Source organism: Phenylobacterium sp., assembly GCF_030680185.1.
Taxonomy (GTDB): domain Bacteria; phylum Pseudomonadota; class Alphaproteobacteria; order Caulobacterales; family Caulobacteraceae; genus Phenylobacterium.
Genome location: NZ_JAUXVZ010000038.1, coordinates 1 through 14,077 on the forward strand (window position 1 = coordinate 1; position 14,077 = coordinate 14,077).

Below are 14,077 nucleotides of genomic sequence, written 5' to 3' on the forward strand. Positions count from 1 at the left end.
CCCCGTGGACGATCACGTCGACGGGGGGCCTCGCCGCCCTCGTCCCATATGGTGATGGGGGTCGTGGCGGGGGAGGGCGCTGACCGAGGTTGCGCCGGAAGGGCGCGCTTATGCGCCTGTGGATGCTTTAGGTCAAGATCGCCGGGGCTGGCCGGGCCCGAGGCAGGGCCGCGGCGGCCCGCGCCAGCTCGGTGATCCGGTCCCAGTCGCCGGCCGCCACGGCGTCGCGCGGCGCCACCCACGAGCCGCCGATGCAGGCGACATTGGGCTCCTTCAGATAGTCCGGCGCCCGCGCCGCATCGATGCCGCCGGTGGGGCAGAACACCGCCTGGGGGAAGGGGCTGGCGAAGGCCTTCACCAGGCCGACCCCGCCCACGGCGCTGGCCGGGAACAGCTTGAAGGCGGTGAAGCCGTGGTCGAGGCCGGCCATCAGCTCGGTGGCCGTGGCGATCCCCGACAGCAGGGGGACCGGCCCTTCGGCCCGCTCGCCGGCGATGAGGCCGGGGCTGACGGCGAAGCGGGCGCCGGCGTTGGCGACCGCCTGGCGCGCCGCCGCCGAGGTGATGGTGCCGGCGCCGACCACCGCATCCTCGACCTCGCCGGCGATGGCGCGGATGGCCTCAAGGGCCGCAGGGGTACGAAGCGTCACTTCCAGGGCGCGCAAGCCCCCGCGGGTCAGGGCGCGGGCCAGGGGGACGGCGTCAGCGACGTCCTCGATGATCAGCACCGGCACCACCGGGGCCAGGGCCATGATGTGGTCCAGCGTCATGGGCGGGGTCACAGGCGCATCCCTTCCAGCTGGGCCAGCTCCCGGCTGCAGCCCACCAGGGCCGCATAGGGATGGGTGATCAGATAGGTGGGGATCTCGCGCACATAGTCGCTCAGGCGGCCCTTGGCCTCGAACCGGGCGCGGAAACCGCCGGACATCAGGCGATCGCCCATACGCGGCGCGATGCCGCCGCTGACATAGATTCCGCCCCGGGCCCCATGAGTCAGGGCCAGATCGCCGGCCACCCCGCCGAGAATGGCGCAGAACCGGTCCAGCACGGCGCCGGCCGCGGTGTCGCCAGCATCGGCCGCCTTGACGACCGCGCGCTCGTCGGCGAGCGCCGGGTCGCGGCCGGCCATGTCCTCCAGGGCGAGATAGAGGTCGAACAGGCCCTGGCCCGACAAAATCCGCTCCACCGACACCCGGCCATAGAGCCCCTGAAGCCGACGCCAGACCTCCGCCTCGACCTCGTCATGGGGGGCGAAGCCGGCATGGCCGCCTTCGGTGGCCACGGCGATGTCCACATGCTGCGACCGGGCCACGGCGCCGACCCCAAACCCCGTGCCGGCGCCCAGCACGACAATGGGGCAGGTGGTGGCGCCGCGCAGGTCCGGGCCAATGCGGCGCAGGTCCGTGGGATCCAGCACCGGCGCGGCCATGGCCTGGGCGGCGAAATCATTGATGAGCTTGATGGCGTCAAAGCCGAAGCTGGCGATCAGGTCGGTCTCCGACACCCGCCAGTCGAGATTGGTGAATTCGATCTCGCCGTCCACCACAGGGCCGGCCACCGCGATGACGGCCCTGGCCGGGCGCTTCTTGCCGGCGGTCTCTTCCAGATATTCCGCGATGATCTCGTCCAGCGCGCCATAATCGGCGCAGGCATAGACCTTGGTGTTGCGCAGATGGCCTTCGCCATCGACCAGGGAGAAGCGGGCGTTGGTGCCCCCCACATCCCCCACCAGGCCGGCATAGATCACGCCCATTACGCCACCTCTTCAAACAGGACCGAGGCGCCCGCCTCGGCCGGACCGGCTGCGCGACGCATCCAGCCAAACAATTCACGCCCAAAGCCGACCTGTCGTTCGTGCGCGCGGGCCGGCTCCCGCCCCGCCAGCTCGCTCGGATCGACCTTGATCTCCAGCCGGCCGGTGCGCGCATCCACCAGGATCACGTCCCCGTCCCGCACCCGCGCAAGCGGCCCGCCGTCGGCGGCCTCCGGCGTCACATGGATGGCGGCCGGCACCTTGCCCGAGGCGCCGGACATCCGCCCGTCGGTGACCAGGGCCACCTTCAATCCGCGATCCAGCAGCACGCCGAGCGTCGGCGTCAGGCTGTGCAGCTCGGGCATGCCATTGGCCTTGGGGCCTTGGAAACGCACCACGGCGACGAAGTCCTGCGTCAGCTCTCCGCGGCGGTAGGCCTCCAGCAGGGCGTCCTGGTCGTCGAACACCCGGGCCGGCGCCTCGATCACGTGATGCTCGGCCTTGACCGCGGAGGTCTTCATCACCGCCCGCCCCAGGCCGCCCGCCATCAGGCGCAGGCCGCCCTCGGCCTGGAACGGGTCGCTGACCGGCCGCAGGATGTCGAGATTGAGGGAGGTCTCCGGCCCGTCGCGCCACACCAGGCGGCCCTCCTCTAGGAAGGGCTCGCGCTGATAGGCCCGCAGGCCGCCGCCGGCCACGGTGACCACGTCGTCGTGGGCCAGGCCCGCGTCCAGCAGCTGGCGGATGACGAAGGCCATGCCGCCGGCCGCCTGGAAGGCGTTCACATCCTCCGATCCGTTGGGATAGACCTTGGTGATCAGGGGGACGACGCGGGACAGGTCATCGAAGTCCGACCAGGTCAGGATGACGCCGGCCGCCCGGGCGATGGCCACCATGTGCAGGGTGTGGTTGGTCGAACCGCCGGTGGCCATCAGGCCGACCATGGCGTTGACCAGGCTCTTTTCGTCCACCACCCGGGCCATGGGCGTATAGGCCTCGGTCCCCGCGATGATCTCCACCGCCCGCTGGGCGGCCGCCGCCGTCAGGGCGTCGCGCAGGGGCGTATTGGGATGGACGAAGGCCGCGCCCGGCAGGTGCAGGCCGGTCATCTCCATCATCATCTGGTTGGTGTTGGCCGTGCCATAGAAGGTGCAGGTGCCCGGCCCGTGATAGGACTTCATCTCGGAGTCCAGCAGCTCTTCGCGGCCGATCTTGCCCTCGGCATAGAGGCCCCGCACCCGGGCCTTCTCGGCGTTGGAGAGGCCCGAGGTCATCGGCCCGGCGGGGACGAAGATCATCGGCAGGTGGCCGAACGCCAGGGCGCCGATGGTCAGGCCCGGTACGATCTTGTCGCAGATCCCCAGCATCAGGCCGGCGTCGAAGGCGTCGTGGGAGAGCGCGATGCCGGTCGACATGGCGATCACGTCCCGGGAGAACAGCGACAGCTCCATGCCGGGCCGCCCTTGCGTCACCCCATCGCACATGGCCGGCACCCCGCCAGCCACCTGGGCCGTGGCGCCCACCGACTGCGCCGCGGCGCGGATCACATCGGGAAACCGCTCGTAGGGCTGATGGGCCGAGAGCATGTCGTTATAGGCCGTCACGATCCCCAGGTTGGGCGCCGTGGGGTTGCGCATGCGGGTCTTGCCGTCCTCCGGCATGGCGGCGAAGGCGTGGGCGAAGTTGGCGCAGGACAGCTTGGCCCGGCCAGGCCCAGACCGGCTGGCCTCGTCGATCTGCGCCAGATAGGCGGCGCGGCTGTCCTGGCTGCGGGCTATGATCCGCGCGGTGACTTCGGCGACGACCGGATGGATGGGCATGTCTGTTCTCTCAGGGCGTCCAGAGAACCCGCACGGGAACCCGGGCCTGGGTCAAGAGCGCCCGGACCGGCAGATCGGCTCCCGCCAAGGCCCGCTCAATGACCCGGCGTTTCTCTGGACCGGCGATCAGGATGATGATGGCGTGGGATTGTAACAACGCCGCCAAGGTCAGGGTGATCCGCGGCAGGGGCGGATCGCCGATCGCCTGATCGAAACCCAGGCAGAACCGCGCGCCGTCTGGCGCCATGGCGGCCTCGAGCCCGACCGCGCCGGGAATCAGCGAGGCCACGTGGCCGTCCGGTCCCATACCCAGCAGGGTCATGTCGAAGGGCGCCAGGGCTGCGACCTGCGCCTCGGCCAGATCGGCGGCGGCGGCGGCGCTGGGCGCCTCGCCCATCAGGGGGACGAAGCCGGCGGCGGTCGCCTTGCCGGTCAGCAGGCGCGATCGCACCAGGGCCTCATTGGAGGCCGGATCGCTCGCGGGGACGAACCGCTCGTCCGACAGGGTGATGTCGACGGCGCCCCAGTCGAGGTCGGCCTGGGCCAGCCCGTCATAGACGGCGCCCGGCGAGCGTCCGCCTGTGGCCACCAGCCGGCCGCGGCCCCGGGCGGCGATCCCGGCGGCCAGGGCCGACACCGTCGCCGCAGCGGCGGCGCCCGCCAGGGCCTCAGGGGTGTCGAAGGGCTCGATCATGCCTCCTCATAGACCCTCTGACGCCGGCATACAGCCCCGCCCCTACGGCATGAACGCCTTCGTGAGCCGGGAGGCCTAGCGCCGGGGCACGTGGGCCAGACGCAGGATATTGGCCGCGCCGGGCGAGCCCATGGGCAGGCCGGCCAGGATCAGGATGCGACGCCCCGGGGCGGCCAGGGCCAGGTCCCGGGCGATCTCGGTGGCGATCTTGGCCAGCGATTCTGAGTCCGCCGGCTGGGGCACCACCCGGGCCTCGACGCCCCAGGTCAGCGCCAGGCGCCGGGCGACGCTGGCGTGGGGCGTCAGCGCCAGGGCCGGCTGCAACGGGCGCTCGCGGGCCAGGCGCAGGGCCGTCTGGCCGGTGGTGGTGAAGCTGGCCAGACAGGCGATGGAGGGCCCTTGCGCGGCGCGGCCGGCGGCGGCCACCAGGGCGTCGGCGTCGGCGTCTTCGATGGGATATTCCGCGGCCATCAGCTCGGGCCAGCGGGGGTCACGCTCCACCCGGGCGATGATGCGGTCCATGATCGAGACCGCCTCCAGGGGAAAGTCGCCAGACGCCGTCTCGGCCGACAGCATCAGGGCGTCGGCGCCCTCATAGACCGCGCCAGCCACGTCGGAGGCCTCGGCCCGCGTGGGCGTCGGCGCCGTGGTCATGGATTCCAGCATCTGGGTGGCGACGATCACCGGGATGCCCCGGGTGCGGCAGGCCCGGATCAGCGCCTTCTGCACCACCGGCACGTCCTCGGGCGCCAGTTCCACCCCCAGATCGCCGCGGGCCACCATCAACCCGTCGCAGAGGTCGAGAATCTCGTCCAGAGCCTCCAGGGCGGCGGGCTTTTCGATCTTGGCCAGGACAGCGGCGCGGCCCTGGACCAGCTGGCGCAGCTCGGCCATGTCGGCGGCCCGTTGCACGAAGGACAAGGCCACCCAGTCCACCCCCTGGTCGAGGGCGAAGGCCAGGTCGGTGCGGTCCTTGGGCGTCATGGCCGGGATCGGGATGGCGTGGCCCGGCAGGTTGAGCCCCTTGTTGTTGGACAGGGTCTCGCCGACCATCACCTCGGTCTCGGCGAAGTCGGCCCCGTGGCGCACCACCCGCAGGCGCACCCGACCATCATCGATCAGGATGTCGGCCCCGACCTTCACCGCCGCCAGGATTTCCGGATGCGGGGCGCAGACCCGCGCCGCGTCCCCGGGGGTCGGGTCGAGGTCCAGCCGGAAGGCCTGGCCGGGGCGGACACGCACCTGGCCATCGGCGAACTTGCCCAGGCGCAGCTTGGGGCCTTGCAGGTCGGCCAGGACAGCGATAGGCCGCCCGGTGGCGATCTCGGCCTGACGCACCGTGGCGATGGCGCGGGCGTGGTCCTCGTGGGTCCCGTGGCTGAAATTGACGCGGAAGACGTCAGCCCCGGCCCTGGCCAACGCCTCCACCTGGGCAGGGCTGCGGCTTGCGGGGCCCAAGGTGGCGACGATACGCGCGCGGCGGGCTCGGATCATGGGGTCCCCGTTTGGAAGAGCGGCCCGCACAGGGCCAAGATGGCGGCGAGTCACTTGGCGCGTCCCAGCTTAGCAAACGGCGCTGACCCGCCGTCGAGAAAAAGGACGCTGCCCCATGCGACACAACTGCGAGGCGCCTAACCTGTGATCCAGACCCTGGACCTGTTTCCCATCGGCAACTGCGCGGCCAGCGGCCTCGTGGACCGCCACGGCCGCATCGTCTGGGGCTGCGTGCCCCGGGTGGACGGCGATCCCTTCTTCTCGGCCCTGCTCAGCGACCGCGATCCCGCCGACCGGGACGTGCATGGCCTGTGGGCCATCGAGGCCGAGGATCACGCCAGCACCCGCCAGGCCTATCTGCGCAACACGCCCATCGTGCGCACCGAGGTGACCAACAAGCACGGCGACAGTTTCGAGATTCTCGACTTCTGCCCCCGCTATCGCCAGTTCGGCCGGGTCTATCGGCCGACGGCCTATATCCGTCTGGTCCGGCAGATCACCGGCGCGCCACGGATCCGCATCCGCCTGCGCCCGACCATCAACTGGGGCGAGGCGCCGGCCAAACAGACCACCGGCTCTAACCACATTCGCTATGTGGGCGGGCCGACCACCATGCGCCTGACCACCAACACCTCGGTCAGCCACATCACCGAGGAGCGCGTCTTCCGTCTGGAGGAGCCCATCGCCATGTTCCTCGGCCCCGACGAGGGGTTCGACGCCGATGTGATGGCCACCTCCTCGCGCATGCTGAACGAGACCACCGACTATTGGCGCGGCTGGGTGCGCACCCTGTCGGTGCCGGTGGAATGGCAGGAGGCGGTGATCCGCTCGGCCATCACGCTCAAGCTCTGCGCCTACGAAGAGACCGGCGCCATCGTCGCGGCGCTCACCACCTCGATCCCCGAACATGCGGAGTCCGGGCGCAACTGGGACTATCGCTACTGCTGGCTGCGGGACGCCTACTACGTGGTCCAGGCCCTGACGCGGCTGGGCGCCGCCGACATGCTGGAGAACTACCTCTCCTATCTGCGCAACCTGGTGGACACCGAGGGCGGCGGCCCTGTGCAGCCGGTCTATGGGGTGGGGCTGGAGCCTGGCCTCGTCGAGCGGTTCGCCGACGCCCTGCCCGGCTATCGCGGCATGGGGCCGGTGCGGATCGGCAACCAGGCCCACGAACACCTGCAGCACGACGTCTATGGCCAGATCATCCTGTCCACGGTCCAGGCCTTCTTCGACGAGCGCCTGCTGCGGCCGGCCACGGTGGAGGATTTCCGCGACCTCGAGCCCGTCGGCGAGCGGGCCTATGAGATGTACGCCACGCCGGACGCCAGCCTGTGGGAGTTCCGCGGGCGCGAGGCGATCCACACCTATTCGGCGGTGATGTGCTGGGCGGCCTGCGACCGGCTGGGCAATGCGGCCGTGCAGCTCGGCCTGCTGGAGCGGGCCAAGTACTGGAACGCCCGGGCCGACGAGATGCGCGCCGTCATCGAAGAGCGCGCCTATAATCCGGCGCTCGGCCGCTTCGCCGCCACCTTCGATGGGGATGAGCTGGACGCCAGCCTGCTGCAGCTGGTGGATGTGCGCTTCGTGGCGCCCAGCGACCCGCGCATGGCCGCCACCATCGAAGCGGTGGAAAAGGGCCTGCGCCGCGGACCCTACATGCTGCGCTACGCCCTGCCCGACGACTTCGGCGAGCCGAAGACCGCCTTCAACATCTGCACCTTCTGGCTGATCGAGGCCCTCTATCTCAGCGGCCGGGCCGGCGAGGCCCGCGAGCTGTTCGAGGAGATGCTGACAAGGCGGACGGCGGCGGGGCTGCTGTCGGAGGACATCTCGTTCGACGGCAACGAGCTGTGGGGCAACTATCCGCAGACCTATTCCCTGGTCGGCCTGATCAACTGCGCGGCGCTCTTGTCCAAGCCCTGGGCGGCGGTGCGCTAAACCAGCACGGTTAGAGCTTCAGCTCAGGCGCGGTGAAGCCGCGCACATTCTCGTCGATGGCCTGGGCCAGCGACAGGAGCCGCGCGTCGCCCCCGTGCGGCCCGATCAGCTGCGCGCCCACCGGCAGGCCGTCGGCCGAGACGCCGGCCGGGAGCGTCGTGGCCGGCAGCAGGCAGGCTGTGGCCAGACCGATCCAGCCCAGCAGGGTGACATAGGGGGCGCTGGTCCCATCCGACAGCTTCAGCGCCCGCGACGGGAACGAACCCTGGCTGTGGGCAAAGGCGGTGACCGGGGCCACCGGCGCCAGGATGGCGTCATAGGTGGCGAACACGCCCTCCATCTCGCGGCGCAGGCGGGCGCGGATGGCGTCGGCGGCCAGCCACTCGCGGTGGCGGGCGGTATAGGCCAGCGCCGTCGCCGCCCAGGAGAAGGGACCCGCCCCGCGGCTCCGGGCGATCTTCGCCGCCGGGCGCATCCACTCCATCTTGCGCAGGTCCTTCTCGCGCATGTCACCGCCGATGATGGCGCCCAGCAGGACCATATAGGCGTCCAGCAGGGTGGCCACGTCCACCGGGGGCGAGATGAATTCCACCGTGGCGCCGGCCTCCGACAGCTCGCCGGCGAAGGTCTCGATCACCGTTCTGACCTGCGGGTCCAGCGGCAGGCCCGGCGCCTCCACCCAGACCCCGATGCGGGCCTTGGCGAGATCGGCCGGGGGCGCCTTGGGCGAGACCCCGCCATCGCAGATCACCGACAGCAGAAGCCTCAGGTCCCGGGCCGAGCGGGCCATGGGGCCGATGACGTTCAGGTCCGGCTCCTGCCAGGAACCCGGCGCCGGCGGCACGTGGCCGTGCTGGGGCACCAGACCCCAGGTGGGCTTGTGCGAAAACACCCCGCAGAAATGGGCCGGAATGCGCAGGGAGCCGCCGATGTCCGAGCCGATCTCCAGAGCCGTGACCCCGCTGGCCAGGGCCGCGGCCGCCCCGCCCGACGAGCCGCCGGGCGTGCGCGTCACGTCCCAGGGATTGTTGGTGGTCCCATAAAGGCCGTTGAAGCTCTGCCAGTCGCCGGCCATCACCGGCACATTGGTCTTGCCCCAGATCACCGCCCCGGCCTTGCGCGCCAGAGCGCTCACCGTGGCGTCCTCGGCCTGGCGTCGGCGATGGGCCTCCAGGCCCGCCGAGGCCGGCAGGCCGCTGACGTCCAGGGTGTCCTTGATGGTCATGGGCAGGCCGGCCAGCGGCCCCAGCGTCCCGTCCCGAGCGCGAATGTCGTCGATGGCCTTGGCCCGCTCCAGGGCGCGCTCCAGGTCGGCGGCGATGACGGCGTTCAGGCGATGATGGGTCTGGGCGTGGCGGGCGAGCGCCAGCTTCAGCAGCTCCACGGCGCCGATCCGGCCGGCCGCTAGCAGGGCCAGCTGGCCGCTGGCGTCCAGGGCCAGGACGTCCAGATCGGGGTTCACGCGCCGGGCTTCCTGAGGCCCAGCACGTCCTGCATGTCATAGGCGCCCGGCGGCTGGCGCACGGCCCAGAGGCCGGCCTCCACCGCCCCGCGGGCGAACAGGCTGCGGTCCCGGGCCGAGTGGGAGAGGGTCAGAATCTCGTCGTCGGCGGCGAACACCACCGCGTGCTCGCCGATGATCCCGCCGCCGCGCATCACCGAATAGCCGATCTCGCCCTCTGGCCGCGCGCCGGTGATCCCGTCCCTTGCGGCCCGCGCCACCGTCTCCAGCGCCACACGACGCCCGTCGGCGGCGGCCTCCGCCAACATGATCGCCGTGCCCGAAGGCGCATCGACCTTGCGCCGGTGATGGGCCTCGAAGACCTCGATGTCATAGTCGGCCGCAGCCAAGGCCTGGGCCGCCTGCGCCACCAGGCCCAGCAGCATGTTGACGCCCAGCGAGAAGTTGCCGGCCCGCACGATGGGGATGGTCTTGGCCGCCTCGCCGATCACCGCGATCTGGGCCTCATCGAAGCCGGTGGAGCCGATCACCAGGGCGATATCGCCCCGGGCCGCGCACACCTGCGCCAGCTCCGCCGAGGCCTTGGGCGTAGAAAAGTCGATCACCAGATGCGCCGCCGCCAGCGCCGCCCCCCGCTCCACCAGCCGCGGGTCTTCCGCGCCCGGCCGATCGAATCGCGCAAACAGCTCGGCGTCCTCCCGCCCCGCCACCACGGCGGCCACAGCCTCCCCCATACGCCCCAAGGCGCCCGCGACAGCGATACGAACAGGTGCGGTCAGGACGGTCTCTCCGGGGCTGGGCGCGCAAGGGATGCGAATGTCGCCCCTGGGCGGCCGCGGTCAAGGGGATGTCGCGACAGGCCGAAGCGAAATGACGCCGGCCGGATGCGAGCGCCAGAGACTCGGGCGTTCCCCATCCTGCGACGCCGCTGATCATTTGTCGGACTAAACCGACGGAGGGGATCACCTTAGATTTCCAGGAAGCATCGAGCGCTCCGCCCTGTCGTCACCTGGACGTGAGGAGGCTCGCTCATCACAGGAAGGAGGCCCTCATGCCGAACCGCCGCTACCCCGTCGGCCTGAGCCTGAGGGTCGCCTTCGACCCGTTCTCGGCGAGGCTGACTCTAATCTCGGAGAGCCGGCTGAGGTTCGAGATCGAAGATGGCCCCTTCGCGCGCAGCGAGACCGTCGACATCCAGGTCACGCCCATCGGCGACAGTCTGTTCTTGGTCAGCTGGCAGGAGCAATCGGGCGCCACCGTCACCCACATCCAGGATTTCGATCGGGAGGTGATCCACTCTCATGCGACCCTGCCCGATGGCCGCTTCCTGCGGATGACGGGTCCCATGACGATCGTCACGCCCGCCGAACAGCCGTCCGACGAGCGCCCCCAGCGAAACAAGGCGCTGGTTCTTGACGCCATGACCAGTCTCTTCCAGCGGCGGGACGCCTCGGCGGTGGACCGCCTCTACGTCGAAGACTACGTGCAGCATAACCCGCACATCCCACAGGGGCGCGCAGCGCTGAAGGCGCTGGTCGCCAGTCTGTCCAACGAGGTCTGGTACGAGCCGGGACTGATCCTGGCGGAGGGCGACTTCGTCGCGATCCACGGGCGCATCCGCGGCTGGGCTGACCGACCGCAGGTCGTCGTGGACCTGTTTCGCATCGAGGGCGGGCGGCTGGCGGAGCATTGGGACGTGCTCCAGGACGAGGTTTCCGCCGACCTAGGCCTCAGCCCGTCCATGTTCGACCCGCACGAAGCCCCGCGGGCTCCGACGATCCAAGTCCCAACCCTGGAGACCCCATGACCGAGCCGGAGATTCGCGACGCCCCTGAGCGCCGCCGCTATGAGCTCTCGATGCTCGGCGACGTCGCCGTCGTCACCTACAACCTGAATCCGCCGAACCTGATGATCACCGAGACCCTGGTCCCCGAACGGCTTGAGGGTCAGGGGCTGGCGAGCCGACTGGCAAGACACGTGATCGCCGACGCCAAGGCCCGCGGCCTGCTGATCCTCCCGGTCTGCCCCTACTTCTCGGCCTATCTTCAGAAGCACCCCGAGGAGGCCGAGGTCGTCCATCCGACCTATCGCGGCATCCTCGGCGTCTAGCCGGCCGCCCCGAGGCGTCGCTTGGGCTGATTGCAGTATTCGATCAGCAGCTCGGTGAGCAGGCGGATCTTGCGCGCAGGGTGCTGACCTGGCGCCCGAAGGATGTAGGCCGCAGCGGGCGGGGACGGATAGCGGGTCATCACCGGCGTCAGGGCGCCGGCCGCCACATGCTCGTCAATGTAGTAGTCCGGGACCCTGGCAAGCCCGACGCCGGCCAAGCACGCCTCGACCAAGGCGGCCGCATTGTCGGCCTTGAAGCGGCCCTGCGGGCGGACCGTGACCATCTTGTCCCCGTCGAGAAACGACCAGGTCTCCGTGCCTTGCATGAGCGCTTCGTGCCGGACGAGGTCGTCCGGCGTCTCGGGGGCGCCGTGCGCCGCGATATAGGCAGGGCTCGCGACGAGCTTTCCCAGGATCGGGGCGATGCGGCGCGCGATCAGATTGGAGTCCGGGAGGTATCCCACGCGGATGGCGCAGTCGAAGCCCTCCGCGACGAGATCGACGAAGCGGTCGGTGTAGCAGGTCCTGATGCTCAGTTGCGGATGGCGTCGCGCCATTTCGGCCAAGGCCGGCGCGAAGTGTGTCGGTCCGAACGTCAGCGGGGCCGAGACGCGCAACTGACCGCGCAGCTCGCCTTCGGGCAGGATCGTTTCCCGCGCGAGATCGACTTCGGCCGTGATGCGGACGGCGTGGCGCTGAAAGGCCGCTCCGGCCTCGGTCAGGGTGGCGCCCCGGGTGGTGCGGGTCAGGAGCTGGACGCCGAGCTCGGCCTCAAGCCGTAGCAGCCGCCGGCTCACGATTGACTTGGCGATCCCCAATCGACGTGAGGCCTGAGAGACTCCGCCAGCGTCGGCCACCTCCACGAACGTCCGAAAGTCTTCGATTTCCAAAATCGCGTTCCTCAAGCAGGGACACAACGTACCGCTCTCACGGCATACCGCAGCGGAAAGAGGGATGCCAATGTCCGCAAGTCGCCTTTGTGCGGCCCCTTAGTTCCTATTCACGCCTCAGCCGCAGAGAGCATCATGACCTTCCGCAACGGCCTGGACTCGCTTCTCCGCCCCGAAGACTCGGTGCTCGTCCTGATCGACCACCAGCCCTACCAGCTGGCGAACCTCAACAGCCACGATCCCCATATGGTGGTGAACGCCTCCGCCGGACTGGCCAAGGCCGCGAAGGTGTTCAACGTCCCCACCATCCTCACGAGCGTCGTCGCCGAGCGCGGCGGGCTGATCTTCCCACAGATCACCAGCGTGTTCCCCGATCAGGAGGTCATCGACCGGACCTTCATCAACACCTGGGAGGACCCCAAGGTGGTGGATGCGGTGAAGGCGACCGGCCGCAGACAGCTGATCATCGCCGGGCTCTGGACCGAGGTGTGCGTCGCCATGCCCGCGATCCAGGCGGCCGGAGAAGGCTGGGATGTCACAGTGATCACCGACGCCTCGGGCGGCACCTCGGTCGAAGCCCACGAAGTGGCGATCCAACGCATGATCGCCGCCGGGGTGAACATGATGACCTGGATGGCGCTTGCCGCGGAATGGCAGCGGGACTGGGCCCGCATGGAGTCGGCGGTGGCGCTGACCAATGTGGTGCAGGAGCACTTCGCCGGCAGCGGCATCGCGTACTTCTGGGAGCAGCAACTTCTCAACACGCCGGTCCCGAAGGCGGCAGGCGTCGGGGCCTAAATCCAACGGGCGGACTGAGCGTCGGAGGGTTCGGGAAGGCCCGAACCTTCCGACGCCGCCATGAGCGCGAACTTATCGCCACACAGCGGGAGGGGTCGGTTGCAATCGCCCCCTTCGCAGAGCGACGGAGACATCAAATTGATCGAGATGGTCATCGACCAACGCCGCCGTGACCTCGGCGGCGGGTTCGAGGTCGGCAGAGTGTTGCCGTCCACGCAGCGGCGGATGGTGGGGCCCTTCATCTTCTTCGACCACATCGGGCCGGTGGAGATCGAAGCAGGCGTCCCGCGAGACGTCGATGTGCGGCCGCATCCGCATATCGGCCTTTCGACGGTCACCTATCTGTTCGACGGGGAAATGACGCACCGTGACAGCCTGGGCTATCACCAGGCGGTGCGTCCTCGCGAGGTGAACTGGATGACCGCGGGCCGTGGGATTACGCACAGCGAACGCCTTGAGAAGGCCCGCGCCGAGGGGAGTCGCCTGCACGGGATCCAGGCCTGGGTGGCCTTGCCGATCGAGCATGAAGAGACCGCCCCGGCCTTCTCCCATCATGGAGGTGATGATCTGCCCTCCTGGGAGAGCGCCAGCGTGCGCGGCCACCTCATCGCGGGAAGCGCCTACGGTCTCACGGCAGGCGTCCGCACTCATTCCCCGCTGTTCTATGCGCACCTGGAGCTGGGAGCTGGCGCCGTCGCAGAGATTCCGACGGCCTTTAGCGAGCGCGCCGTCTATGTCGCCGCTGGCGAGATCGAGGTCGGCGGCTCATCGCTGCGCGGCGGCCAGATGGCGGTCCTGAGTCAGAGCGCATCGTCCTTGCGCGCCGCGCGCCCCTCCACGGTCATGCTGCTTGGCGGAGACCCCGTGGGCGAACGCTACCTGTACTGGAATTTTGTGTCGTCCTCGCCGGACCGCCTCCGCCAGGCCGCGGAGGACTGGAAGGCCGGACGCATGACGCTTCCCGACGGCGACGACCAGGAGTTCACGCCCCTGCCTCAGAATGCGAGGTTTCCCTCCCCTTCGGCCTGAAGCGCGACGATCAGGGCCACCGCACTCACCCCCCCTCCCGCAATTCCTACCACCCCGCAGGAGTCTTGAGGTTGTGGCGGGGGGGCGG

At 69.9% G+C, this 14,077-nt stretch carries 13 protein-coding genes; 5 read left to right on the forward strand and 8 right to left on the reverse strand.

Going from position 1 to position 14,077, the window contains the following annotated elements; genetic code table 11:
- Window positions 1-127: 127 nt before the first annotated feature.
- The 5 genes from eda to pyk all read right to left on the reverse strand — a co-directional run bounded on the left by eda (window position 128) and on the right by pyk (window position 5,760).
- Window positions 128-781 carry a bifunctional 4-hydroxy-2-oxoglutarate aldolase/2-dehydro-3-deoxy-phosphogluconate aldolase gene (eda, locus tag Q8L83_RS09390; RefSeq protein ID WP_305286304.1) on the reverse strand — a complete coding sequence of 218 codons (654 nt, stop codon included), beginning with the start codon at window positions 779-781 and terminating at the stop codon, window positions 128-130.
- Window positions 778-1,752, reverse strand: coding sequence for a glucokinase (glk, locus tag Q8L83_RS09395; protein ID WP_305286306.1), 975 nt, complete (start codon window positions 1,750-1,752; stop codon window positions 778-780). Before glk ends, eda begins: the two co-directional genes overlap by 4 nt.
- Window positions 1,752-3,566 carry a phosphogluconate dehydratase gene (gene edd / locus Q8L83_RS09400; RefSeq protein ID WP_370868379.1) on the reverse strand — a complete coding sequence of 605 codons (1,815 nt, stop codon included), beginning with the start codon at window positions 3,564-3,566 and terminating at the stop codon, window positions 1,752-1,754. The genes glk and edd overlap by 1 nt, the downstream gene beginning before the upstream one ends.
- Before the next feature lie 16 nt (window positions 3,567-3,582).
- Window positions 3,583-4,266: a 6-phosphogluconolactonase gene (gene pgl / locus Q8L83_RS09405; RefSeq protein WP_305286310.1), complete on the reverse strand. Its 684-nt coding sequence runs from the start codon at window positions 4,264-4,266 to the stop codon at window positions 3,583-3,585.
- 75 nt (window positions 4,267-4,341) lie between these two features.
- Window positions 4,342-5,760: a pyruvate kinase gene (gene pyk / locus Q8L83_RS09410; RefSeq protein WP_305286312.1), complete on the reverse strand. Its 1,419-nt coding sequence runs from the start codon at window positions 5,758-5,760 to the stop codon at window positions 4,342-4,344.
- 144 nt (window positions 5,761-5,904) lie between these two features.
- On the opposite strand from pyk, the gene Q8L83_RS09415 reads away from it, so the two are divergent.
- Complete coding sequence (locus tag Q8L83_RS09415) at window positions 5,905-7,701, forward strand: glycoside hydrolase family 15 protein (protein ID WP_305286314.1); 1,797 nt, start codon at window positions 5,905-5,907, stop codon at window positions 7,699-7,701.
- 10 nt (window positions 7,702-7,711) lie between these two features.
- Here Q8L83_RS09415 and Q8L83_RS09420 read toward each other — a convergent pair whose 3' ends face one another.
- A complete protein-coding gene (locus Q8L83_RS09420; protein WP_305286316.1) occupies window positions 7,712-9,163 on the reverse strand; it encodes an amidase family protein in 1,452 nt (483 codons plus the stop codon).
- Window positions 9,160-9,942: a 4-hydroxy-tetrahydrodipicolinate reductase gene (gene dapB, locus Q8L83_RS09425; RefSeq protein WP_305286423.1), complete on the reverse strand. Its 783-nt coding sequence runs from the start codon at window positions 9,940-9,942 to the stop codon at window positions 9,160-9,162. The genes Q8L83_RS09420 and dapB overlap by 4 nt, the downstream gene beginning before the upstream one ends.
- Before the next feature lie 272 nt (window positions 9,943-10,214).
- Here dapB and Q8L83_RS09430 point away from each other — a divergent pair, with 272 nt between their 5' ends.
- Entirely contained in the window at window positions 10,215-10,970 is a 756-nt protein-coding gene (locus Q8L83_RS09430) for a nuclear transport factor 2 family protein (protein WP_305286318.1), read from the forward strand.
- On the forward strand, window positions 10,967-11,272 hold the full coding sequence (locus tag Q8L83_RS09435) for a GNAT family N-acetyltransferase (RefSeq protein WP_305286320.1): 306 nt from the start codon (window positions 10,967-10,969) through the stop codon (window positions 11,270-11,272). Before Q8L83_RS09430 ends, Q8L83_RS09435 begins: the two co-directional genes overlap by 4 nt.
- On the opposite strand, the gene Q8L83_RS09440 is transcribed toward Q8L83_RS09435, so the two are convergent.
- Window positions 11,269-12,189, reverse strand: coding sequence for a LysR family transcriptional regulator (locus Q8L83_RS09440; RefSeq protein WP_370868377.1), 921 nt, complete (start codon window positions 12,187-12,189; stop codon window positions 11,269-11,271). The genes Q8L83_RS09435 and Q8L83_RS09440 overlap by 4 nt on opposite strands.
- 108 nt (window positions 12,190-12,297) lie before the next feature.
- Between Q8L83_RS09440 and Q8L83_RS09445 the strand changes: the two genes are divergently transcribed.
- Entirely contained in the window at window positions 12,298-12,960 is a 663-nt protein-coding gene (locus Q8L83_RS09445; protein ID WP_305286323.1) for a hydrolase, read from the forward strand.
- Between the two features lie 138 nt (window positions 12,961-13,098).
- A complete protein-coding gene (locus Q8L83_RS09450) occupies window positions 13,099-13,989 on the forward strand; it encodes a pirin family protein (protein WP_305286325.1) in 891 nt (296 codons plus the stop codon).
- Window positions 13,990-14,077: the final 88 nt, after the last annotated feature.